The following is a 22,745-nucleotide window of genomic DNA, read 5'->3' as shown; positions in this document are numbered from 1 at the left end:
ATCAATGAATGTAGGAGGTAAGCTATATGTTAAAAACAATTCAAGGAATTTATAAAAACGGCAAAATTGAATTAACTGAAACCCCACAGGGTATAACTGAAAGTTTAGTTTTCGTCACCTTCTTAGAAACCAAACCCAGCCAATGGCCAGAAATAATTATGCAACATACAGGTGTAAAAGAAAGTATTATTTTTGAATCATACCGAGATGAACTGATACCACCAAACGAAATAGAACTGTAATTATGTATGGGTTATCTACTAGATACTTGCGTAATTAGTGATTTTGTCAAAGGAGAAGAAAACACCCTCAAGCAAATAAAAGTAATCACTCCCACTGAAATTTTTGTTTCATCTCTAACAGTTATGGAAGTGAAATATGGATTAGCCATCAACCCACAACGCGCTGTTAAAATCCTTGCGGCAGAGTTATGGGAAAGTCAAAATCACAAATTTGGCATTTTGAATTAATTTATGGGGGTGGAGGGACTTGAACCCTCACGACCGTTTAAGGTCAACGGATTTTCATTCTCCCGCAGCTTTCGCTACTGCCTGTTGGCTTTGAGAATTGGACTCTCTCTTTACCCTCGTCTTGACGTTAGGGTAGCTCCCGTCGAGTCTCTGCACCTTCCGAATAGTTTTTACTGTTTCGGCTTGGCTCAGGATTGCCTTGTCTGTCACCAGATTTAGGTTTCCCTGAATTTGAGAGCATCCACTTCAAGGATTTCTCCTTCAAGGCTCAATTTAATTTAAGTCCGTAGCGTCTGCCATTCCGCCACACCCCCCCATTTGCTTGGGAGTTGGTTATTTACTTCTTCAAGAAAATAACCACCTATCTATTTCAGCATAAATTGCGTTTTTTGTCCAACAAGATAGAAATTTTTTATCCTTTTTAATGGTTTTGCTGTTTCTAGCTCGAAGTTGCTTGCGCTACCTCGTTACTAGTGCAGCATAGGACTTTGAATCTTGTTTTACAACCGCACTGCTGTTTTACTAGCTTTGCCATTGTAGCATGATTTCCCAATTTTGATCAGCAATAATCAGGAATTTTTGCAGGAGTCATTTAAAAGCCCAATACTTAAGGTTTCTTTAGCCCCAATGTTCAGCCTATGATGGAGATAAAGATGCACCAACAAACAAAGAGTTTATGATTGTACCCCTGCTGTATTTGGCTCTAGCCGGAGCTTATTTGTTAGTTGTCCCCGTTGCTTTAATGATTTACATGAATCTACGCTGGTATGTGGTTAGCTCTATTGAGCGTACCTTCATGTATTTCCTGGTGTTCCTGTTCTTTCCAGGACTGTTGGTTTTATCGCCGTTTGTCAACCTGCGTCCTAAACCACGCAAAATAGAAGTTTAACAAGATTGGTAGGTCATATAATCTCATGCGAAAGATTGATGCGATCGCAATTAGTTTTGCCATATTCATAGCTGGTGGCTTGGCGTATCTGGGTTTAAAGCTAGTAGGTTTTGATCCTCAACTGGCTGGGATATGGAGTCAAGCTTTGCTAGTTGTGGGGTTGATTGGTTGGGTAGCAACCTATGCTTTCCGCGCGGGGAGTAAGAAAATGACCTACCATCAACAACGCCAGCAGTATGAGGAAGCTTTCTTCCAAAAACGACTGGATGAACTTTCTCCCGAAGAATTAGCGAAAATTCAAGCTGAGATTGAGCAAGAAGAACAATCTCAGGTGTAAAGTAATCATTAGTCAAAAGTCTATAGTCGATAGTGCAAATCTCAGCATTCTTAACTAATGACCATTGACTAATGACCATTGATTCATGACAAATGACTAATGACCGTTATTGCCGATCGCTTTCAAACCCTCAAGCGGAATCAAGAGTGCGCTCTGATTCCGTTTATTACTGCCGGTGATCCTGATTTAGCAACTACCGCCGCCGCCTTAAAACTTTTAGATGCCAGTGGTGCGGATTTTATTGAACTAGGTGTTCCCTATTCTGATCCTCTTGCTGATGGGCCAGTCATTCAAGCGGCTGCTACTCGTGCTTTACAAAAGGGAACAAAATTAGAGAATGTCCTGGAAATGCTGCAAGGGACTATTCCTAGTTTACAAGCACCAATTATTTTATTTACCTACTACAACCCCATCTTACACAGGGGCATTGACAAATTTTTAGACCAAGTAGCGGCGGCTGGGGTGGCTGGTTTGGTAGTGCCGGATTTACCCCTAGAAGAAGCAGCAGGGCTATTGCAACCAGCGAGTGAACGGGGGATTGATGTAACTTTGTTAATCGCCCCTACTAGCTCTGTAGACCGAATAGAAGCGATTGCCCAAGCCTCCCAAGGATTTATCTACTTGGTGAGTGTGACAGGTGTGACAGGAATGCGATCGCAAATGGAAACACGGGTGTCTGATTTATTAGCCAAAATTCGCCAATTTACAGACAAACCCATTGGTGTCGGCTTCGGTATTTCTCAACCCGAACAAGCAACCCAAGTTAAAGAATGGGGTGCAGATGCAATCATTGTGGGTAGTGCCTTTGTGAAGCGTTTAGCCGAAGGTACACCAGAACAAGGACTAAGTGCGATCGCGCAATTTTGTCAAAATCTCAAAGCAGCCATCAAAACATCTTGATCACTAAGATAAACTAGATTACAAAGTATAACAAGGCAGTTTTTTTTACCGCTATTTAGTGGACAATTCAAAATTTATAGTTTTGAATATTAACATTGGAATACTAGGCTAAAAAAAACCAAATGATACAGTAGCTGATGATTTGGGTACTATGTCAAATTAAGTAGGCTTAAAAGATTATGAGTGTGAGAGTGTGTCAGTCAAAAGTTTTTGTGTTTACATCGCAGTTGAGGTTAAAAGGCGATGAGTGAGAGTATGGCATTTATTGGCGGTGTCGCTGTAGCTGGACTGGCCGCTCTTTTATTACTCAGAGGGACAAGTGCTTCCGTACAGCCTAACTTTGCTGTTAGTCCCCAAATTCCAGGTACTGTAGTCGCACCCCAACCAATTCAACCCCCAACTTATTACCCACCCTACGGGCAAACACAATACGCTAATCAGCCCCCTACCGCTCCTAGTACAGAACAGCGTGTAGAACTAGAACGGCTGAAAATGGATTTGGAACGCCTCAAAAACGACAACGAACAACTGAGAGCGCAAAACCAACAACTCCAGTTTCAATTCCAGAACTACAACAACCAACAACTGCAACAAGCCCAACAAAATAGCCAAAGAGTTGCCGCCGCAGCATTCCAAGCTGAAACCCCCTGGTGGTCTTCACCCATCGTTTGGGCGGCTGGAGGTGCAACCCTCACCATTGGCGGTGGTATTGTAGTCGCTGGTGTATTATCTTTATTTTCCTCTCGCTCACGTCCTACTAGGACAGTACAAGTAATTCACCCCTACCAAGGTACTCAGCCCATAGTCCCTATGCGTCGTGCGGAATTTCTACCCCCAAGTGGGATGGATGCGAGGCGGATGGAAACGCGTGAGTATGATGAGATGATCTAAGGAAAGAGGGCAGGGAGCAGGGAGCAGGGAGCAGGGGGAGACAAGGTAGACAAGGTAGACAAGGGAGAAATACTTACCCCAATGCCCAATGCCCCATGCCCCATTCCCAATGCCCTTAATATCCATTCTGAGGCAATTCTTCAGAGTTGATGATTTCTGAAGTGAAGGGTTCTTCAGTTTGAGATGGTTGTGGTTTAGATTGATTTTGATCATTACTTGGGGGAACTACTTGTTTCGCCAAGTTTTCGGCTGCTTGTTTAAATACGGGTTCTAGTTTGTTGCGCCAGTATTTGATATTCGGCAGTTTTTCAGGATGATTTTGGTAGTCTAAAACCTTATCCCATTGACCATTATCTAGAGCCTGATTGATGTCTTTAAAGAGTGCATCGGCTTTTTCCCAATCTTGTTGCCATTGTTGAATCATGGCGGTTGTTTCTTTAATGCTAGCTGAGGTACTATCAGGTAAGGATCTCAGTGTAGCGATCGCTCCTATTAAATCACCTGATTCATACTTTTGTCTGGCTTTGGCAATAATTTTGGTGGGGTCTGCCTGAGACTGCGCCGGGGTAGCACTTGGGGATGCTACTGGTTTTGGTGCTGGGGTAATTCGCTCAGATTTTGGTTGGGGTTGGGGAACAGGTTTAGCAGCAATGAATTGACTATCATTGAATGTCTCAATGGCAATACCTTTCTCACGTAAGCAAGTAGGCCATTCCTGTTTATTGATAATCACATCTGAGTGCGCCCAAGCTAAACGACGAGGATTAAGTTTAATTTCCACCCATCCCCGTTTGGTGCGTCTACCAGTCACCTCAAATTGACTATTTTCACCAATTGTTTTTAAGACATTATCAGAGTTAATCGAACTCGGTTCAGAACGGATATTAGAATTACCCGCCACTACCGCTAGACATTTATCTGTTGTGGTCAAATTATTACCCAAAAAATTAGACGCTAAATTTTTCACATTAGGATAAAAGTTAGCAACCACAGCCGCCGCACCCCCTGCCAAGAATAACCCAATTAATAACGGCCAGGGGTCAGCTTTAGGAGAATCTTTACGAGGGGGTTTAGCTTTGATGGGGTTAGCTGGTGCAACAGCTACAGTTTGGTGTCGAGATAAATCAGACGATGGTGTATTTCCTCTGTAGTTGGGGCTATTGATGGATTTTGTCCCTGTAGCAGATACACCTACAGCTACGGGATTAATCACATTTTGACAAGCTTCTAGTGCTTCCGTTGCGCTTTGATAACGGTCTTTGAAGTGATAACGCACCATTTTAGTTAACACTTCTGCTAGGCGATAGTTAACTGTAACTAAATGCTGCCAGATAATTTCCCCTGTGTTGGGGTCTTCTTGTAACTCCGTGGCTGGTATTCCCGTCAAGGCTTGAATGGCGATAATACCCAGAGAATAAATATCACTATTCGGACGGGGTTTACCTTGTCCTTGTTCTGTAGGCATATAACCAGGAGTACCAATAGCGACGGTAGCAGTGGGTTGTCCGCCAACTGTTACCATTTGAGTCCGCAATTGCTTAACTGCGCCAAAATCTACTAAAACTAATTTATTATCTGAGGTACGACGAACAATATTATCTGGTTTAATATCGCGGTGAATCACCCCTTGTTGGTGAACAAACTCTAGAATCTTTAAGGCATCCTGCAACAGTTGAATAACTTGGCTTTCACTCCAACGTTTCCCAGGAACAAGTTCTTCTGTGAGGGTATGTCCTTCAATATATTCTTGAACTAAATAAAATTCTTGGTTTTCATCAAAATAAGCTAATAGCCTGGGTATTTGGTCATGATTACCCAATTTCTCTAAAGTTTCCGCCTCACTATTGAACAGACGCTTGGCAGTTTCAAAAATTCTCGGGTCAGAACTAGAGGGTTTGAGGTGCTTGACTACGCATACAGGATTTCCAGGCCTGCGGGTATCTTGGGCTATGTAGGTTTGACCAAAGCCTCCCACAGCTAAAACGCTAACGACTTGGTAACGATGGTCTAGTAACTGGCCTATCATAAAATCCCTCCCCACAGTTATCACCTAGAATTTCCCGATGGTAATCAATATCTCCAAAATTTTGGCAGTGAAATCCGCTATCTTGATAAAAGATTTGAACTTAATCAATAATCCTTTTAATAAACACAGACTGTAAATTTATCCTTTTAGTGCCTTTATTAATTACCGATGCCACCTAGAATAACAGATCAAGCCACATGGCAGCAGGCGGAACTCCTCATGCAGCCTGCTTTTATTCGCGTTATTGACAACCTCCGCAAGCAGCTAGATGAATCAACTTGGAAAGGAACTTACCAAGATGTGTTGATTTGGCCAGCTAACACCAGTGATGAAACCAAAGCTTTGGTAACACAGTTATTGCAAGAGATGGAAAATGCCAGTTTAGAACAAGCAGAAGCCATCAGAGAAAGTCTTGCGAGGTTGCCAATGCCCCATCCAGGATATCACTTATGTTTGCAACGTCAAGACCAAAATGTCAGTATTGATTTGTGGGAATTATGCTATCAAGTATGTTTTATAAATTACAGTCCAGACAGTGAAAATGTTGATATCGATGCTAATTTAATTGATGAGTTTGGGGAAGTTGACTGGCAACATTTGGAAGATAAAACTAAGGAGTTAGTTGAGCAGGTGTTTGCTAATTTACCGCTAGCTTAAAAAAATTTAAATAGTTCAAGTTTTGTAGTGAAAAGTTTAGTCTTTATTTGAGGACTGAAGTCCTGACTACAAACATGATTCTATTACTTTTTTTCGGCTACAGACGCAGCCGCTATCCGAGCCACAACCGCAGGGGTTGCTGTATGCGATCGCTCTTACTAGAAATAGTAGGCGTGCTACAATTAAGACAAATAAATAACTGAGATTATTTATGGCAGAAATCAAATTAGATGAAGTTAGATTGAAAGAAATCCTTAAAAAAGCGATTGTTGAAGTTATTCACGAACAGAAAGAAGTCATTTCTGATTTATTAACAGAAATCATGGAAGATATAGCTTTAGAAGCAGCTATCAAGGAAGGTGAAAATACAGAAATTGTTAGTCGTGAAGCTATATTTGAAATATTAGACAGTAAAAAATGAACGTTGATTTTAGAAAAAGCTTTGAGAAAGATTTAACTGATATTCTAGATGAAAACTTACTGCAAAAAGTGAAGGCTGTAATTGAAGAAGTTGAGAATGCTGTGAGTTTAGCGGAGATTAGAAATATTAAAAAACTCAAAACTGATGGCGATTATTATCGCATTAGAATGGGAGACTATAGAATTGGCCTTACTATATCAGATAGTGTGGCAGTTTTTGTCAGAGTATTGCATAGGAAAGAGATTTACAGATACTTTCCGTAAAGTTATTAATTAGTCAAAGTGTTAACCGTTCTAACCCTAAGCGATTGAAGCTGTTAACCAGGATTTGCTAAAATCACCATTGCGAAAACATTGAAACAGGGTAACTCTTGACTACCATGCCAACATCTGCACTTGACGGTAAAGACGCAGCCGCTATCCAAGCCGCAACCGCAGGGGTTGCTGTATGCGATCGCTCTTTTTGCGGACGTATCCGTGTTTCTAACGATGACTGTCTGCGGTTTTTACACAACCAAAGTACGAATGATTTTCAAAGTCTCAAGCCAGGACAAGGCTGTGATACGGTAATGGTAACATCCACAGCCCGCACGATTGATTTAGTGAGTGCTTATGTTTTGGATGATGCGGTGTTGCTTTTGGTGTCGCCTAACCGTCGTGAGTTTTTAATGCAATGGTTAGATCGTTATATTTTTTTTGCTGATAAGGTGCAATTAACTGATGTAACATTGGAAACAGCAGCTTTGAGTCTTATCGGTGCAGGAAGTGACGCGATAATAGAAAAACTTGGTGCAGGGGCAATTATCGGTAAACCCTACGGCAATCATATGACAGTGGATGACAATATCATCGTCGCTGTTGGTAGTGGTTTAGCTTCCCCTGGTTATACATTAATTTTGCCTGTGTCTGTCAAAGAGAAAGTATGGCAGCAAATTTTAGAACTAGGGGCGGTAGAATTAAGCGATCGCGCTTGGGAACATTTACGCATATTACAAGGAAGACCAGCCCCAGACGCAGAACTTACAGATGATTTTAATCCCTTAGAAGTCGGTTTATGGCAGACTATCTCTTTTACTAAAGGTTGCTATATCGGACAGGAAACTATTGCCCGGTTAAACACATATAAAGGTGTCAAACAATATCTGTGGGGAATTAAACTTAACAGTGCCGCCGTCGTAGGTGAAACCATTACTATTGGCGACGACAAAATCGGAAAACTTACCAGTTATACCGAAACGGCCGATGGCTATTTTGGACTAGGTTACATTAAAAGCAAAGCCGGTGGTGTAGGGTTAAAAGTGCAAGTAGGCAACACAGAGGGGGAAATAGTATCTATTCCCTTTGTGTCTCATGAATATCCGTAGGGGAGCAGGGGGGCAGGGAGCAGGGGGCAGGGGAGCAGGGGGAGACAAGGGAGACAAGGGAGAAATATTTACCCCAATTCCCAATGCCCCATGCCCAATTCCCAATTCCCAATGCCCCATGCCCAATGCCCCATGCCCTATGCCCAATTCCCCATTCCCAATGACATCTATTCAAACTTTACCTAAAGAAGTTGTACATCTGATTACCGCCGGTGAGGTAATTGATTCTTTGGCGGCTGTGGTGCGGGAATTGGTGGAAAATGCTTTAGATGCGGGTGCAACAAGGATTGTAGTTGCTCTGTGGCCGCAGCAGTGGCGTATTAGAGTGACGGATAATGGTTGCGGTATGGATTTGGATGATTTGCAACAAGCCGCAGCAGCTCACAGCACTAGTAAAATTCACTCTAGTGACGACTTGTGGAAGATTAACAGTCTGGGATTTCGCGGTGAAGCTTTACATAGTTTAACGACGCTTGCAGATTTGGAGATTTTCAGCCGTTCTAGTGAGAATGTGGGATGGCGGGTAGTTTACGGTGAAGGGGGGAAAGCTATTCAGGTGGAAGCGACTGCGATCGCACCTGGTACAGTGGTGATAGTCTCAAATTTATTTGCTAATTGTGCGGCGCGTCGTCATGGTTTACCGTCAGTTGCACAGCAAATGAAAGCTGTACAAGCGACAATTTACAACATTGCCCTTTGTCACCCGCAAGTTACTTGGCAAGTTTGGCAAGATGACCGCCAATGGTTTACCATCTCCCCAGCCGCTACCGTCGGACAACTCCTTCCCCAACTCTTACCCCAAGTGCGACAAGGCGACTTACAAGAAGTGAGGTTTGTACCAGAGAACGGTAGAGCAACTCCATTTTCCCCTCTGCCCCCTGCCCCCTGCCCCCCTGCTCCCTGCCCTGCCTCCACCCAAAAATCAACACTCACCCTAGTAGTAGGCTTACCCGATAGATGTCACCGCCATCGCCCGGACTGGGTGCGGGTAGCGATTAACGGACGCATGGTAAAATCACCGGAATTAGAACAGGCGATTTTAGCAGCATTTCATAGAACCTTACCACGCGATCGCTATCCGATTTGTTTCCTCCATTTAATCATTTCCCCAGACCAAATTAACTGGAATCGTAACCCCGCCAAAACCGAAATTTACCTCAACGAGTTAACATATTGGCAAGACCAAATTAACCAAGCCATTACCCAAGCACTGCGCCTAAGTTCCGCCAACATCAAAGAATCTCTCCACACCACCAGAGTCAGTCAACTACTCAAAGCCGCAGAATCAAAAGGTAATTACAACCCTAGTCCCCAGTCCCCAGTCCCCAGTCCCCAGTCCCCAGTCCCCAGTCTCCATTTCCTCAAAGCCGTCGCCCAAGTCAGCAATACCTACATCGTGGCGGAACATCCTGGGGGAATGTGGTTAGTAGAACAACACATTGCCCATGAGCGAGTTTTGTATGAGCAATTGTGTGATAATTGGCAACTAACTCCAGTAGAAACACCAATTATTCTTTATCAATTATCACCAGCCCAAATCACCCAACTGCAACGCATCGGTTTTGATATCGAACCCTTTGGTGAACAACTGTGGGCAGTACGTAACCTGCCTGCTATGTTGCAACAGCGTGAAGATTCTACTGATGCAATCATAGAACTAAGTTGGGGCGGAGATTTACAAACGGCTCAAGTCGCCGTCGCTTGTCGGAGTGCTATTCGTAACGGTACGCCGATGAGTTTACCAGAAATGCAGCAGTTACTAGATGATTGGCAACGTACCCGCAACCCCCGCACTTGTCCCCACGGCCGCCCAATTTATTTATCATTAGATGAGTCGGCTTTATCCCGATTTTTCCGTCGTCATTGGGTAATTGGCAAGAGTCATGGGATTTAATTAATTCGTAATTCGTAATTCGTAATTCGTAATTCGTAATTCAAGAATTATATCAAGTTCAGATAATTAGTTATAATTCTCCCACTTGTGCAGAAACAAAAAACTCTTTCTTCCCCCTGCCCCCTTGCAGTCTTAATTATAAGTCTTTAACCGAACACGATATTATCTGTCGCGCCATAGTCTCACTACTTGAGGAAATGAACTCATAATTGCAATTCCTCCAATCAATGCAAAAAGTGACCCCATACCAGTAAACATCACAGGTAAAAACCAGAAATCTAGCCAGGAATTAATCATGGCTGAATTTGGTTGTTGAGGATTGTATAATACTTCTACTTGCTGTCCTTTTTTAAAGGCTGGTGGGTTACTGCCTGTATTGGCTCGAAATGTAATTGGATCACCAGAAGATGGAGTAAATTTTACTACAGGATAGTAGACTCTACTACTACTTGATGAACGTCCAATCAAATCGGTAACTGTTCCCTGGGTTGTTACAGATGTGGCTAGGAAAGAACGAGTGTTGAGTCCAATTATTATGCCGATAACGGCGAAGAGACTACCAATACCACCGAAGATAGAACCAAATAACCGCAAAAATTTGGCATCATCCATAGGATTTTCGTTAACTATTGCTTTTGCTCAATCAATAGTTTATACCTCTGCTGGAGCAAACCCTATTTCGGAAATTTGCAGATAAAAAAAAAGGCAGGAAGACCTACCTAATAACCCAAAAAAAGCATTTTGTAACCAAATACATTATCTAATATTACAGAGGTTTATGGAGGGAATATGACAAAGGTACGACAAGTCTATGAAGATTGACGACTAGAGAGAATAGTTAACTGTTAACTGTTGACTGTTAACTAATTTGCCGTCTTCCATGTGTACAATGCGATCGGCAATGTCGAGGATGCGGTTGTCATGAGTCACCATCAAGATGGTACAGCCTTGTTCTTTGGCAAGTTTTTGCATGAGGTTAACTACATCTCTCCCAGACTGGCTATCTAGGGCGGCTGTGGGTTCGTCTGCTAAGACTATTTGGGGATGGCTGACTAAAGCACGAGCGATCGCAACTCGTTGTTTTTGACCTCCAGAGAGTTGACTGGGATAATAATGTAGGCGATTTGCTAACCCTACTTGTTCTAAAATCTGCACAGCACGAGTTTGTATTGCTTCTAATTTAATGTGCTGGTGCAACTCTAAACCTATTTTGACGTTTTGGAGTGCTGTTAAACTATTGTGGAGGTTATGAGATTGAAATATATAGCCATTATTACGTCGGGCTTGGACTAATTGTTCCGCATCCGCACTACACAATTCTCTACCTAATACTCGTAAACTGCCAAACTGAGCAGAACGCAATCCACCAACTAAGGTGAGTAATGTAGTCTTACCAGAACCAGAAGGCCCAGTCAAAATCACAATTTCACCTTTGGTAATTTCTAAGTTGATATTTGATAAAACTTGCTTACGCAGTGAACCATGACCAAAATAATAGTCGAGGTTCTCAAGAGAAATGACGCTAAACATAATTTATTTTGGGAATTGGGAATTGGGAATTGGGAATTGGGAATTGGGCATGGGGCATGGGGAATTGGGCATGGGGAATTGGGAATTGGGAATTGGGAATTGGGCATGGGGCATGGGGAATTGGGCATGGGGAATTGGGAATTGGGAATTGGGAATTGGGCATGGGGCATTGGGGTAAATATTTCGCCCTTGTCAGGGCAGGGTGTAGGAGGTGTGCTTGGTGTGCTTGGTGTGCTTGGTGTGGGATGGTGGAGAACAAATCTTTCCCCCCACACTCCCCTCTCTCCCCACACTCCCCCTGCTCCCTTGTCTCCCTTGTCTCCCCCTGCCCCCTGCCCCCTGCCCCCTGCCCCCTGCCCCCTGCACCCCTACCCCTCTCCTCCCTTGTCTAAAACATATCTGCGGGATCGGCGGCTTGGAGTTTGCGGGTAGCGATCGCGCCGGAAATGGTACACATAATAATAGTGAGGATGAGTACCTGTAATCCCCGAATCATGGTCATGTAAATTGGTAAGTTGGTAGCAGTGCGGGTTAATTGATACAGTCCTAAAGATACTGCTAACCCTGGGAGAAAACCTAATAAGGCTAAAATCACGGCTTCTTCAAAGATCACACCTAGCAAGTAGTAATGGCGATATCCTATAGCCTTGAATGTGGCGTATTCTCTCAGGTGGCTATTCACATCTGTAGATAAGACTTGATAGACAATAATCACACCGACTACAAACCCCATTGATACCCCAATACTAAAAATGAATCCTATCGGGGAATTGGTACGCCAAAAGTCATTTTCAAATTCAATAAACTCCTCATGGGTCAACACCTTGACATCTTGTGATAAACGTGCTTTTAATGCTTCTTTGATTTCTTCCCTATTTACCCCTGGTTGTAACTGAATCAAACCTAAACTGACACTAGAAGCCTGCTGACGAGGAAAGAAACGCAAGAAATTTTGGTCACTAGTAATTAGCGTACCATCCGCACCAAAGGAAGCTCCGAGTTTAAATAAACCGCTAATAGTAATTGTGCGCCGTTCTAATTCTGTCTTAACAGTTTTACCCTCTTCTAGTTGGGCAATAGTTTCTTGATAATCTCCTCTAGCAGCACGGTCAAATAACACTGTATCTGGTAACTTGATTTCTGAGAGTTTGGCATTAACTTCCGGGAAATCTACAGCAGGTTTGTTAGGATTAATCCCAATAACTAAAATCTCCGTATCCCGGCGAGTTTGGGGATTTTTCCACACCATGCTACTCACATACATTGCTTCGGCTGATTTTACTCCTGGCACATCCATCGCTTGATATAGTCGCCTGCGAGAAAAAGTAGAAATGCGTTGCAGGTTGCGGGTTTGCGAACCAATCACAATCATATCTGCTTGCAAATTGCGATGTAGTTGAGTGTTACTGTCATATAATGCCGCTTGAAATCCCAACTGCATAAACATCAGTAAATCTGCAAAAGCAATACCTGACAACGCCACTAACAACCGACTTTTTTCATGGCTTAATTGCAGCCAACCTAAAGGTGTCCGTCGTCGCAATTGTTGAAACATAATTTGTTTTGGGAATTGGGCATTGGGCATTGGGCATTGGGCATTGGGCATTGGGCATGGGGTAAATATTTCTACCTTGTCCACCTTGTCTACCTTGTCTACCCTGTCTACCCTGTCTCTCCAACTTCACAACTCAATTACTACCTTGACTTGCATATTGGTTAAATCGGCGGCTTTCTGGCTGGAGGCAGTATTGAGGCGGATTTGGACTTCTACTACTCGGTTATCAATATTACTGGTAGGGTCAGTATTAACTACGTTTTGCCGTCGTATCTGTAAGCCCTTGCGCTCAACTGTTCCCTGCATTTCTATGGGTAGATAATCGCCGATGATGTGTACTTGTTGGCCTGGTTTGACTTTGCTGATGTCGCTTTCATAGACTTCGGCAATGACATACATTTGCTCAGTTTGCCCAATATCGGCAATGCCATTATTGGAGACTAATTCCCCAGGATGGGTATGTATTTCAAACACTCGCCCGTCTTGGGGCGATCGCACGTAAGCTTGTGTAAGATTAACTTGGGCTTGATTGACTCCGGCTAAGGCTCGATTGACTTCCGCTTGGGCTGCTGCTACATCAACACCCCGCACTTCGGTAATTTGCTCTAAGGTGGCTTTGGCTTCTCGGAGTTTTTGCTGGCTACTAATTTGTAGACGCTCTAACTGTGCTTGAGCTTCTTGCAAATTTTTCTGGGCTGTTTCTAACTGCAATCGCTGACTATCACTCTGAGAAGCAGAAATTGCCCCTTGCTGATATAGTGTTTGATAACGTTGGTTTTCTATTGCGGCGTTTTTTACTTCGGCTTGTAATCGCGCTACGGTAGCCTTCTGAGCGGCTATGTCACCTTGAGCTTCAGCTTGCAGACGAGCTATGATAGCTTGTTGAGCAGTCACCTCTCCCCTTTTTGCTCCAGCTTTGGTGCGGTTGAGAATTGCCTGCGCGACTTTTACCTGTTCCTGGGCTTGTTTTAATGCAGCTTCTAACTTATCCCGGCTATCTAAAATCGCAATTACTTGTCCGGCTTTGACTTTATCTCCCTCTTTTACTAAAAGTTGCTCTACCCGACTGCCTTCACTAGATGTAGTCGCAGAGAGTTGAATGACTTTCCCCTTGGGTTCAATTCGTCCTAAAGCGGTGACTGTTTTTAGCTCTGTTAATAATGTTGTTGGTGCTTGTACCTTTTGATTAGATGCTTCCCTTATTTTTAATGTAGTAAAAACACTGATACTTATGACTGCAAAAGATACAAAAAAAGCTAAAAAAATGGCTGGACGTGAAATCGATTGAGGAGAAATTGAACGGTTTAGCTTTGAATTTTGCACAATCGCATACCTTTGTAGCAATTCCCAATTTGCTGTCTCAAATCGAATTTTTATGGAAAATAGGCGGTTATGGGGCATGGGGCAGAAAAATTCAAAATTCAAAATTCAAAATTGAAGAGTTTTACTCCCCTTGCTCCTTGTCTACCTTGTCTACCTTGTCTCCCCCTACTTCCCCTGCACCCTGCACCCCTGCCCCCCTGCCCCCTTGCCCCCTGCCCTCTACTTCCCCAATAACTGATACAGCTACTCTTATACGCTTAACCCTGGCTGAATATCTGAACTGAGATATACAAAACTAAACTGTATAGTCTTATAATGTGATTATACTAAACTGACTAGTTTAGTCAATAGATCAACCATAGCAGTTTTCAATTAACTGGAGTACATTTCTTTCTGGGCTTTGTGCCTTTATGTGTGTACTTCAGGCAAATAAAAGCCGCTAGTCTATCGCCACCAAAAAGGAATTAAACATGGTACGCCCAAAAACTGGGGACGCTGAACGCTCAAATTCTACTGAGAAAGTTGAAAAAATTCTGCAAGGTGCGATGCAGCAATTTTTAGCAAATGGTTATGCGGCTACCAGTATGGATAAAGTAGCAGAGGCGGCGGGAGTTTCTAAAGCTACGGTTTACAGTCACTTTCAAGATAAGGAAGGATTGTTTAGAGCTTTAATTGAGAAATTAGCGAGAAAGCGGTTTCAGTCGATTTTAGGCACACAACCTTTACAGGGAGAACCTTATATAGTGTTGCGGGGGCTAGCGAAAACAGCCTTAAATCAAATGGTTAATGACCCAGAGTATCAGGCATTTGAACGGTTGTTAATGGGAGAGTCAGCCAGGTTTCCTGAGTTAGCGCAGGTTTTTATTGGTAGTATTGCCAAACCAGCGATAGAAACAATTAGTAAATATCTAGGTTCTCGTGCAGAACTGAATATACCAGACCCAGAAGCAACAGCGAGGATTTTGATTGGTTCATTGGTGCATTTTGTAATTACCCAAGAGATTATGCACGGTAAAGATATTATGCCTATGGAGAGCGATCGCCTGATTGATGCTTTAACTCATTTAATTATCAACTGTGCTAAGTAGAGTATGTCTTAAATTTATCAAAGTGAAACAGCCTGTGTTTGTGCATAAATCCAAAATCACTAACCTATTGATGAAGTGAAAGGGTTAACACCCAAAAACACACAAATCAAAGGAAGATATAACAATGAAAGCTCAAACTTTATTAAGCCTTGCCTGCTCTGTTTCCCTTTTAGGTTCTTTAACTCTACCAGCTACCGCCCAACTTGTTACCCCCGAATCACCTCAACCCCAGGTACTCACCTCAGAAACTAGCATTCCCCAAGATACCGCCCTTATTGTTTCATTTCCTGCACCCATCACCATTGATGTCGGACAAAAAAAAGATTATCCCCTAACTGTTCCTTTAGCTAGTGCAATTAAAGATGCTCAAGGTAATACAATCGCTCCAGAAAATACTCCTGTCTCCATAGTTCTCAAACCTAGTGATGGCGGTGCTAAAATTATCGCCCAATCGATAGTGATTAATGGCCGCATCGTTGCAATTAAAGCATCTAGCCAAACTATTCCCGGAACAACCATTACCCACAAGCGAGCTAATGACAAAGCTGTAGAAAATGGTTCAATTTGGGGTAGAATTGGCGGTAGCGTTCTGGGATTTTCCAGCAATGGTGATCCTGAGCAGTTTGATAGAGGTGCAATGTTAGGAAGTGCGATCGGTTTGATTTCTGGTTTGCGTTCCCCAGAAAATACCCGTGTCGTGCAAATTCCTCAAAGCAGCGTTTATGTTTTGTCTCTGGAAGCTCCAATCACTTTGTCTGCTCGCTAGAGACGGTAATTTTTAGTAAAATATGAACAAAAATTACACTCTACTCTCTGCGCTCTCTGCTCCCTCCTCATCACCAACCGGATGCAGAATCGTTAGATGAAAGTTATGTCTATTTTCAGTTTGCAGATATCGTTCTTGTAGTGGTTGCCATGCTTGCCACCACTGATACCGATTAGCAGTTAATAAGCTAGTAAGTGTAGGTAGCTTGGTGTTAATTTCTGACTTAAATACACCCATCAGCCACTCACCCATAACTACACTATCTTGAATATTTCCCAAGATATCTTGAATATTTTTCACATCTGCAATATATGCCGCGTAAGATTCACCGTATAACTCAGTAAATAATTCCATTTGGTAGCGCAAACGCTTGGCTTGCTTGCGTAAGTCGTGGAGAGTTTCACCTTTATTAGTCAAGTATTTTTCTATCTTGTCTGTTGACCAATCTGTATTAACTTTGACTTGGGAATCTACAATTTCAGTACCTACTAAAAATCCTGGGTGTAGTAAAAATTGACTCAGTTCAGGTAAGAGTAAATCTGGTAATACTTGTTCAATAGATAGAGTCGCTAAAGGTTGATAATTGGGCTTATCTAACCAAGCTTGTAAACTTTGTTTCAAAGATTGATAGGATTCATGCTTCAATGTCCCTATAGTTTTAGTTACTGCTGCTTCACGCTGTTTAGCTAAAGCATGAAACGCTGTTTGCAAAGATTTCTGCTCTTTGGTAGGTAAGTTTGGTTGATAAACTGTTTCTAAACTTGCTTTTAATACATCTAAGTCGCGGAGATTACCAAGGCGACGAGCAATTTTACCGATATTTTTGGGGTTGGCTGGTTGAGGTAGGTCTAAAATTATCTCAAACCTACTGATAGCTGTTCGTAAGCGACGCATCCCCACCCGCATTTGGTGTAACGCTTCTGGATCTTCATCTTTCTTAACAGGTTTCTCCCATTTTAGTATTTTAGTAAAGTGTTTTTGAACAGCCTGATAAGCGTAGTTTCCTAGTGTTTTAATTGTAGATTCTGTAGCTAATTTCATAGTTGATAGTAATTTCTTAACTCGGTTATTGCATAATAACATTAGTGAATAATTTCATCTGTCTTTTGATATTTATTTTTTTAGGACTTACGCTGTATATAATTCGATCCCCCCTAACCCCCCTTAAAAAAGGGGGCAACAAGAATCAAAGTCCCCTTTTTAATGGAGATTTAGGGGGATATAAATATGTCTAAATTCATCTGAAATTGGTCTTACCTAAGTCCTAATTTTTATATCAGTATATTCTCAAAGTAATTTCTAGATGATACCTGATAAAATTGCTGTAAGTATGATGACAGAATTTAAGAGAGCTTGTTAAATGATTAATTCAATGTTCAATAATCAAGTTTTGCTGACATTTCAGGCAACTTTTGAAGAATATAGAAAAGACTTGTCAGCAGTTCGTTTGACTGACAACAAATATTTATGGTTTGGTTCGGATGAAACTACAACAATTGAGCGTTTAACTTTAATTAATCAGGATAAATTTGCCGATCATCAACAATTTCGTGTAGCACAGTTCATGTGTTTACCTGCACCGGAGGATGAAGAAATTGATATTGAGGGTTTAGCTTATGATGATTATTATTTATGGTTTGTTGGTTCACACAGCTATAAACGTAAAAATCCTAAATCTGATAAAACTGATCAGAAAAATATCGCCAGATTAGCCAAGATTGAATCAGAACATAACCGCTATATCTTAGGAAGAATCCCCTTAGTAGATGGGCAATTATTTGAGTCTTGTGAACATCCACAAAATCCTCAAGTGCAGTTAAAGGCGGCTCAACTAGAGTTAACTAAACACAGTAATATCTTGATGAAAGCTTTAGCTGATGACCCCCATTTAGGTTTTTTTGTGAAAGCAGGTATTCCGGGAAAAGATAATGGATTTGATATTGAAGGTTTAGCAGTCCAGAAAAATCGGCTTTTTTTAGGTTTGCGTGGCCCTGTGTTACGGGGTTGGGCAATAATTTTAGAAATTGAGTTAGAAACTTCTCGGTCTGGTCTATTAAAATTACGGAAAATTGGTGCTGATAAACAAGAATATAAAAAGCATTTTATTTGGTTGAATGGGTTAGGAATTAGAGATTTATGTTGGGATGGAGAAGACTTGTTAATTTTAGCTGGGCCGACTATGGATTTAGATGGAACTGTGGAAGTTTATCGGTTAAAAAACAGCGTAAATTTACCAGAAAATGTGCTGCATAATCCAGAGTTTGTCCAAGAGATTCCGCATGGACAGCGCAATAATCGTGCTGAAGGAATTACCATGTTTTCGGATATCTCTGGCTTTCCGTCTCTGCTAGTAGTGTATGATTCTCCAGCCCCAGATAGACTAGTAGATGAGAGTAGCGTCATAGCAGACGTATTCAGGCTTGGTTAAAGATTAGTGGAGATGGCTTGGACTGGACAAGTGGGGATACATTGTTCACAGACAATACAACGCGATCGCGTAAACGTCAGTTTATAAGTTTCTGGATGCAAACTCAAGGCTTCTGTAGGACAAACCCCAGTACACAAACCACAATCAACACACACATCCTGATCAACCATGATTTCCCCTAAAGTAGAGGAAACACTGATATGTCTAGAACGCATCCACTCTATAGCTGCATCTAATTGATCAATATCTCCCGATAATTCTACGACTAGTTTACCAATTTGATTAGGCGCAACTTGAGCGCGGATAATATTAGCCGCCACATTAAAATCCTTAGCCAGCACATAAGTCACCGGCATTTGAATGGCGCGTTTAGGGAAAGTGAGAGTAACTCGTTTTTTCACAGATTTAGCACAGACTTTTCTTTATGATAGTTATCACTGTTGAGTGTTGACCAAGCGTCGTTGGTGTAGGGGTGTAAGGCGCAGGGGAAAAGAGGCATAAAAACTCTTGAATTTTGAATTTTGAATTTTGAATTTTGAATTGTTAATTCCCCTGCCCCCTGCCTCTCCCCTAGGCCTACTCCACTCAGTTAAACTAAAAGAGAAATTAGTTAATAACTTTTAATAAATTTTTATGACTAGCAATTCACCTGCCAAGCCGGAAACTACTGCTGGCCAAAGATTGAGAAACTTTTTGATTGCCATAGTAGCGATCGCTCTCAGTAGTGCTTTATTCTTAGGACTAAGAACTGAGACAAATTCTGTTTCCTTAGCCAACCTAGAGACAACATCTATACCCCTAGAAACTGCTATGGCTAACGGCAAACCATCTATTATAGAGTTTTATGCTGATTGGTGTACTGTCTGCCAAAAGATGGCTCCTGATATCGCTGCATTAGAAGAGCAGTACACTGACAAAGTGAATTTTGTCATGCTCAACGTAGATAATACCAAGTGGTTGCCAGAGATGCTGAAATACAGAGTAGATGGTATTCCCCACTTTGTATTTTTAAACAAAACCGGAGAAACTTTAGCTCAGGCGATTGGTGATCAACCCCACACAGTCATGGCCAGCAACCTAGAAGCTTTAGTAACAGGTTCTACCTTACCCTATGCTCAAGCTAGCGGTAAAGTATCACAATTCTCCGCACCAGTTGCACCCAACACGAGTCAAGATGATCCTCGTAGTCATGGTAGTCAGGTGGTGAATTAAGGCGTTATGGGGCATTGGGCATTGGGCATTGGGCATGGGGCAGAAAAATTCAAAATTCAAAATTCAAAATTCAAAATTGAAGAGTTTTACTCCCCTTGCTCCTTGTCTACCTTGTCTACCTTGTCCCCTGCTCCCTGCCCTCTGCTCCCTGCCCCCTGCCTCCTGCCCCCTGCCCCCTGCCCCCTGCCTCTTATCTACCCAGTCGCCAAAAAACCTAAAATTTCGACCGTATCCGCTCCGAGCTACCGGTGGGAATAGAAGCAATTAAATTTTGTGTATATTCTTCCTTGGGTTCGCGGTAGATGCTTTCGGCTGTACCTTGTTCAACAATTTGACCACGATTCATGACTAAAATGCGATCGCTCATAAATTTGACGACGCTTAAATCATGGGAAATGAAAATATAAGTTAGTTGAAACTCGTCTTGCAGTTCTTTTAATAAATTCAACACCTGCGCCTGTACTGACACATCTAAGGCTGATACTGACTCATCACAGATAATAAATTTCGGATTTAATGCTAAAGAACGAGCAATACAAATCCGTTGACGTTGTCCACCAGAAAACTGATGCGGATAGCGGTTAATAGCATCTGCACTTAAGCCGACTCTTTCTAAAAGTTCTCCTACCCTTTGTAAACGTTGTTTTTTACTTTTACCGACAGAGTGAATTAATAAAGGTTCTGCAATTGCTTCCCCAACTTTTATCCGGGGATCGAGTGCGCTAAAGGGGTTTTGAAAGACAATTTGCATTTCTCGGCGGAGTTTTTGCAATGCTTGGCCTTTAAGATTGGTAATATCTTGTCCATCAAAGATAATCTTGCCCCCCATTGGTTCAATTAACCTTAATAGGGTTCTACCCAAGGTAGTCTTACCACAACCAGATTCTCCCACTAGTCCCAGAGTTTCCCCTGGCTTGACATCAAAGGAAACACCGTTAACTGCCATGTGGTAGCGTTTCTTAGTGCCGAACACAGTCCGCATGGGAAAACCCACTTGCAAATCTTGGATTTTTAATAGCGGTGGCTTTTGTTCTAACTGTGTCAACCGACTATAGATTTCTTCGGGAGAAACTTCTGGCGGTTGTGAGGGTTGTTTCTCCTCAATAATTAACTGTCCGCTTTCTGTTTCTGCCACAGTCATATAATCAGAAACCGTCAGCAATTTATGGGGATGGTGGGTGAGGGTGGGACGACAAGCAACTAAACCTTTAGTATAGGGATGCTGGGGATGCTGAAAAATTTGCTCCGACGCGCCGTATTCGACAACTTTACCTTTATACATTACTGCCACTTCGTCAGCAATTTCGGAGATTAACCCTAAGTCATGGGTGATGAAAATCAAAGCCATGTCACGGACTTGCTGCAACTCTCTGAGGAGATCAATAATTGTTGCTTGGACAGTCACATCTAAAGCTGTGGTTGGTTCATCGGCAATTAGTAGCAAAGGGTTGCAAGAAATCGCCATTGCAATCATTACCCGTTGCAGTTGACCCCCAGAGAGTTCATGAGGATAGCGTGCTAGGATTGATTCCTTATGATGCTTAACTAACTGTGCCACCTTGTATTCATCGACGGGAAAATTGGGGTTAGTTTGCGGCCAGGAGTCAATATATTGCTGTGTCAGTTGCTCATCACTAGGTAAAAGTTTAACCTCTTGCAGACCTGCGATCGCCATTTGTTTGGCTTCATCTGTGGTCACATTCTGGTGACGCTGAATCGCCTCCGTTAACTGAAAGCCAATATTATAAACTGGGTTTAGGGAACTCATCGGCTCTTGAAAAATCATAGCGATGTCCCCACCTCGATATAGCTGCATTTCCTCTGGCGGTAATTCCACCAAGTTGATAGGATTAGCATTTTGTTGATGACGAAACCAAATTTCCCCACCGCTAACCCTGCCAGGATACTGCAACAAACCCATCACCGCCAAGGATGTAACTGATTTCCCGCTACCAGATTCTCCTACGATTCCTAGAGTTTCACCTCGTCTTAGTTCAAACGAAATACCATCCACGGCTTTGATAGTATCCCCATCGCTGGAAAATTCTACTTGCAGATTACGAACTTCTAGGACAGTTTCTCTCATAGGAGTACGGTATGAATATCGAGTAAAAATTATTTGGATTTTAACAGTAGTTTTGCATTTCAGTAGACGAACATACAAAAATATCTAAAATGTAGGGTGCGTCAGTATGAATCAATTTCAGGTAGAGTTAGGTTGTCTCAAAGTGACGCACCCTAGCAGCTTACTATGAGGTGCTGTAAGTAGAACGAGTTGAAAAACCGAACTATGTTAAGTAATGTAAAAATACTAAAATTGAGTTCGTAGTAAGGACTTTAGTCCTTATTTGTTCCCTGCGGGACGCTACGCGAACACAGAGAGAACTAAAGTTCTTACTACAAACCTTTAATTATTTACCCTGTTCTACTTAGTTCATCGTTGATTTTGTAACAGCCAATGCCATCCCGAACCATCACGAGTTAACCAACCATCTTCAAAGTCGGGATGGTGATCATACAAATCCGAATTGTCAACTGATTGATCAAAATAGTTAAAATCATCTTCCAGGCGGATTCTGACATTGCGACAACTACCTTCTATTTCTATGGTGACAGTATCATGACGTTCCGCATGGGAGTTTAATAAGCTGTCTCTGATTATACGGCGTTTGCTGTTTTGTTCTTGTCTCAACTTGGGAACACAACGCACTCTTACCCAGGAGTTATCACGGGGATGATTGAATAAATAAGGTAAAATTTGCGAATCCCCAATTGAACGCTGAGGAGTTTCGGCACTAACTAAAGGTGCGATAGTCAACAATAAGGTCATAGTGAGGGTAACAATTCCCCATTTTGGTATAGTGTTCATAGTTTATCAATAAATAAAGCAATAGCCAGGGTCATGAACCCCGGCGGATTAAACCTGCAAGTTGCATCATTGCATTTGTGAATAAAAACTCTAAAACCCTGCCCCTCCGATAATAATATGTAAATT

General features: G+C 42.2%; 28 protein-coding genes. 15 read left to right on the top strand and 13 right to left on the bottom strand.

Annotated elements, in window-relative coordinates:
- Positions 1-26 precede the first annotated feature (26 nt).
- From ACPZ3T_RS16395 to ACPZ3T_RS16370, 6 genes are all read left to right on the top strand, one after another.
- Positions 27-242, top strand: a complete 216-nt coding sequence (locus ACPZ3T_RS16395; RefSeq protein WP_490270543.1) for a hypothetical protein — start codon at positions 27-29, stop codon at positions 240-242.
- A gap of 6 nt (positions 243-248) precedes the next feature.
- Positions 249-470, top strand: coding sequence for a PIN domain-containing protein (locus ACPZ3T_RS16390; protein ID WP_490270542.1), 222 nt, complete (start codon positions 249-251; stop codon positions 468-470).
- A gap of 676 nt (positions 471-1,146) precedes the next feature.
- Positions 1,147-1,359, top strand: coding sequence for an NAD(P)H-quinone oxidoreductase subunit L (gene ndhL / locus ACPZ3T_RS16385; RefSeq protein ID WP_490270541.1), 213 nt, complete (start codon positions 1,147-1,149; stop codon positions 1,357-1,359).
- Between the two features lie 25 nt (positions 1,360-1,384).
- On the top strand, positions 1,385-1,696 hold the full coding sequence (locus tag ACPZ3T_RS16380) for a DUF3007 family protein (RefSeq protein ID WP_490270539.1): 312 nt from the start codon (positions 1,385-1,387) through the stop codon (positions 1,694-1,696).
- Between the two features lie 99 nt (positions 1,697-1,795).
- Positions 1,796-2,596 (top strand): tryptophan synthase subunit alpha, encoded by an 801-nt coding sequence (gene trpA / locus ACPZ3T_RS16375; RefSeq protein WP_490270538.1) that lies wholly within the window; start codon positions 1,796-1,798, stop codon positions 2,594-2,596.
- A gap of 243 nt (positions 2,597-2,839) precedes the next feature.
- On the top strand, positions 2,840-3,487 hold the full coding sequence (locus tag ACPZ3T_RS16370) for a heterocyst differentiation related protein (RefSeq protein ID WP_490270537.1): 648 nt from the start codon (positions 2,840-2,842) through the stop codon (positions 3,485-3,487).
- A 115-nt stretch (positions 3,488-3,602) separates the two neighbouring features.
- Here ACPZ3T_RS16370 and ACPZ3T_RS16365 read toward each other — a convergent pair whose 3' ends face one another.
- Positions 3,603-5,513: a protein kinase domain-containing protein gene (locus ACPZ3T_RS16365; protein ID WP_490270536.1), complete on the bottom strand. Its 1,911-nt coding sequence runs from the start codon at positions 5,511-5,513 to the stop codon at positions 3,603-3,605.
- A gap of 168 nt (positions 5,514-5,681) precedes the next feature.
- Between ACPZ3T_RS16365 and ACPZ3T_RS16360 the strand changes: the two genes are divergently transcribed.
- From ACPZ3T_RS16360 to mutL, 5 genes are all read left to right on the top strand, one after another.
- Positions 5,682-6,170 carry a hypothetical protein gene (locus ACPZ3T_RS16360; protein ID WP_490270535.1) on the top strand — a complete coding sequence of 163 codons (489 nt, stop codon included), beginning with the start codon at positions 5,682-5,684 and terminating at the stop codon, positions 6,168-6,170.
- A 211-nt stretch (positions 6,171-6,381) separates the two neighbouring features.
- Positions 6,382-6,591: a hypothetical protein gene (locus ACPZ3T_RS16355; RefSeq protein ID WP_490270534.1), complete on the top strand. Its 210-nt coding sequence runs from the start codon at positions 6,382-6,384 to the stop codon at positions 6,589-6,591.
- Positions 6,588-6,854, top strand: a complete 267-nt coding sequence (locus ACPZ3T_RS16350) for a type II toxin-antitoxin system RelE family toxin (RefSeq protein WP_490270533.1) — start codon at positions 6,588-6,590, stop codon at positions 6,852-6,854. The genes ACPZ3T_RS16355 and ACPZ3T_RS16350 overlap by 4 nt, the downstream gene beginning before the upstream one ends.
- Positions 6,855-6,970: 116 nt before the next feature.
- Positions 6,971-7,954 carry a CAF17-like 4Fe-4S cluster assembly/insertion protein YgfZ gene (gene ygfZ, locus ACPZ3T_RS16345; protein ID WP_490270532.1) on the top strand — a complete coding sequence of 328 codons (984 nt, stop codon included), beginning with the start codon at positions 6,971-6,973 and terminating at the stop codon, positions 7,952-7,954.
- A gap of 160 nt (positions 7,955-8,114) precedes the next feature.
- Positions 8,115-9,848, top strand: a complete 1,734-nt coding sequence (gene mutL, locus ACPZ3T_RS16340) for a DNA mismatch repair endonuclease MutL (protein ID WP_490277246.1) — start codon at positions 8,115-8,117, stop codon at positions 9,846-9,848.
- Between the two features lie 162 nt (positions 9,849-10,010).
- Here the strand turns inward: mutL and ACPZ3T_RS16335 are convergent, their stop codons facing one another.
- The 7 genes from ACPZ3T_RS16335 to ACPZ3T_RS16305 all read right to left on the bottom strand — a co-directional run bounded on the left by ACPZ3T_RS16335 (position 10,011) and on the right by ACPZ3T_RS16305 (position 14,256).
- Positions 10,011-10,460 carry a DUF3592 domain-containing protein gene (locus ACPZ3T_RS16335; RefSeq protein ID WP_490270531.1) on the bottom strand — a complete coding sequence of 150 codons (450 nt, stop codon included), beginning with the start codon at positions 10,458-10,460 and terminating at the stop codon, positions 10,011-10,013.
- A 213-nt stretch (positions 10,461-10,673) separates the two neighbouring features.
- Positions 10,674-11,378: a DevA family ABC transporter ATP-binding protein gene (locus tag ACPZ3T_RS16330; RefSeq protein WP_490270530.1), complete on the bottom strand. Its 705-nt coding sequence runs from the start codon at positions 11,376-11,378 to the stop codon at positions 10,674-10,676.
- Entirely contained in the window at positions 11,371-11,637 is a 267-nt protein-coding gene (locus ACPZ3T_RS16325) for a hypothetical protein (protein WP_490270528.1), read from the bottom strand. Before ACPZ3T_RS16325 ends, ACPZ3T_RS16330 begins: the two co-directional genes overlap by 8 nt.
- Positions 11,571-11,744 carry a hypothetical protein gene (locus tag ACPZ3T_RS16320; protein WP_490270526.1) on the bottom strand — a complete coding sequence of 58 codons (174 nt, stop codon included), beginning with the start codon at positions 11,742-11,744 and terminating at the stop codon, positions 11,571-11,573. The genes ACPZ3T_RS16325 and ACPZ3T_RS16320 overlap by 67 nt, the downstream gene beginning before the upstream one ends.
- Before the next feature lie 22 nt (positions 11,745-11,766).
- A complete protein-coding gene (gene devC / locus ACPZ3T_RS16315; RefSeq protein ID WP_490277245.1) occupies positions 11,767-12,933 on the bottom strand; it encodes an ABC transporter permease DevC in 1,167 nt (388 codons plus the stop codon).
- The gene (locus tag ACPZ3T_RS16310) at positions 12,878-13,063 is read right to left on the bottom strand and encodes a hypothetical protein (RefSeq protein ID WP_490270525.1); all 186 of its coding nucleotides are present in this window, start codon (positions 13,061-13,063) and stop codon (positions 12,878-12,880) included. The genes devC and ACPZ3T_RS16310 overlap by 56 nt, the downstream gene beginning before the upstream one ends.
- Positions 13,060-14,256, bottom strand: coding sequence for an ABC exporter membrane fusion protein (locus ACPZ3T_RS16305; protein WP_490277244.1), 1,197 nt, complete (start codon positions 14,254-14,256; stop codon positions 13,060-13,062). Before ACPZ3T_RS16305 ends, ACPZ3T_RS16310 begins: the two co-directional genes overlap by 4 nt.
- Before the next feature lie 470 nt (positions 14,257-14,726).
- On the opposite strand from ACPZ3T_RS16305, the gene ACPZ3T_RS16300 reads away from it, so the two are divergent.
- The gene (locus ACPZ3T_RS16300; RefSeq protein WP_490270524.1) at positions 14,727-15,344 is read left to right on the top strand and encodes a TetR/AcrR family transcriptional regulator; all 618 of its coding nucleotides are present in this window, start codon (positions 14,727-14,729) and stop codon (positions 15,342-15,344) included.
- 124 nt (positions 15,345-15,468) lie between these two features.
- On the top strand, positions 15,469-16,110 hold the full coding sequence (locus ACPZ3T_RS16295) for a hypothetical protein (protein WP_490270523.1): 642 nt from the start codon (positions 15,469-15,471) through the stop codon (positions 16,108-16,110).
- Between the two features lie 33 nt (positions 16,111-16,143).
- Here the strand turns inward: ACPZ3T_RS16295 and ACPZ3T_RS16290 are convergent, their stop codons facing one another.
- Positions 16,144-17,151 (bottom strand): CHAD domain-containing protein, encoded by a 1,008-nt coding sequence (locus ACPZ3T_RS16290; RefSeq protein WP_490270522.1) that lies wholly within the window; start codon positions 17,149-17,151, stop codon positions 16,144-16,146.
- Positions 17,152-17,470: 319 nt separating this feature from the next.
- Between ACPZ3T_RS16290 and ACPZ3T_RS16285 the strand changes: the two genes are divergently transcribed.
- Complete coding sequence (locus ACPZ3T_RS16285; protein ID WP_490270521.1) at positions 17,471-18,538, top strand: DUF3616 domain-containing protein; 1,068 nt, start codon at positions 17,471-17,473, stop codon at positions 18,536-18,538.
- On the opposite strand, the gene ACPZ3T_RS16280 is transcribed toward ACPZ3T_RS16285, so the two are convergent.
- Positions 18,535-18,939 (bottom strand): NIL domain-containing protein, encoded by a 405-nt coding sequence (locus ACPZ3T_RS16280; protein ID WP_490270520.1) that lies wholly within the window; start codon positions 18,937-18,939, stop codon positions 18,535-18,537. The two genes, ACPZ3T_RS16285 and ACPZ3T_RS16280, sit on opposite strands and share 4 nt — an antisense overlap.
- Before the next feature lie 232 nt (positions 18,940-19,171).
- Between ACPZ3T_RS16280 and ACPZ3T_RS16275 the strand changes: the two genes are divergently transcribed.
- Complete coding sequence (locus ACPZ3T_RS16275) at positions 19,172-19,750, top strand: thioredoxin family protein (RefSeq protein WP_490270519.1); 579 nt, start codon at positions 19,172-19,174, stop codon at positions 19,748-19,750.
- 63 nt (positions 19,751-19,813) lie between these two features.
- On the opposite strand, the gene ACPZ3T_RS16270 is transcribed toward ACPZ3T_RS16275, so the two are convergent.
- The 3 genes from ACPZ3T_RS16270 to ACPZ3T_RS16260 all read right to left on the bottom strand — a co-directional run bounded on the left by ACPZ3T_RS16270 (position 19,814) and on the right by ACPZ3T_RS16260 (position 22,619).
- Positions 19,814-20,014 carry a hypothetical protein gene (locus ACPZ3T_RS16270; protein WP_490270518.1) on the bottom strand — a complete coding sequence of 67 codons (201 nt, stop codon included), beginning with the start codon at positions 20,012-20,014 and terminating at the stop codon, positions 19,814-19,816.
- Positions 19,965-21,836 (bottom strand): ABC transporter ATP-binding protein, encoded by a 1,872-nt coding sequence (locus ACPZ3T_RS16265; RefSeq protein WP_490270517.1) that lies wholly within the window; start codon positions 21,834-21,836, stop codon positions 19,965-19,967. Before ACPZ3T_RS16265 ends, ACPZ3T_RS16270 begins: the two co-directional genes overlap by 50 nt.
- Positions 21,837-22,184: 348 nt before the next feature.
- A complete protein-coding gene (locus ACPZ3T_RS16260; protein WP_490270516.1) occupies positions 22,185-22,619 on the bottom strand; it encodes a hypothetical protein in 435 nt (144 codons plus the stop codon).
- Between the last annotated feature and the right edge of the window lie 126 nt (positions 22,620-22,745).

Source organism: Aliinostoc maniaoense (genome assembly GCF_058172895.1).
This window is presented reverse-complemented; position numbering and strand designations above follow the sequence as displayed.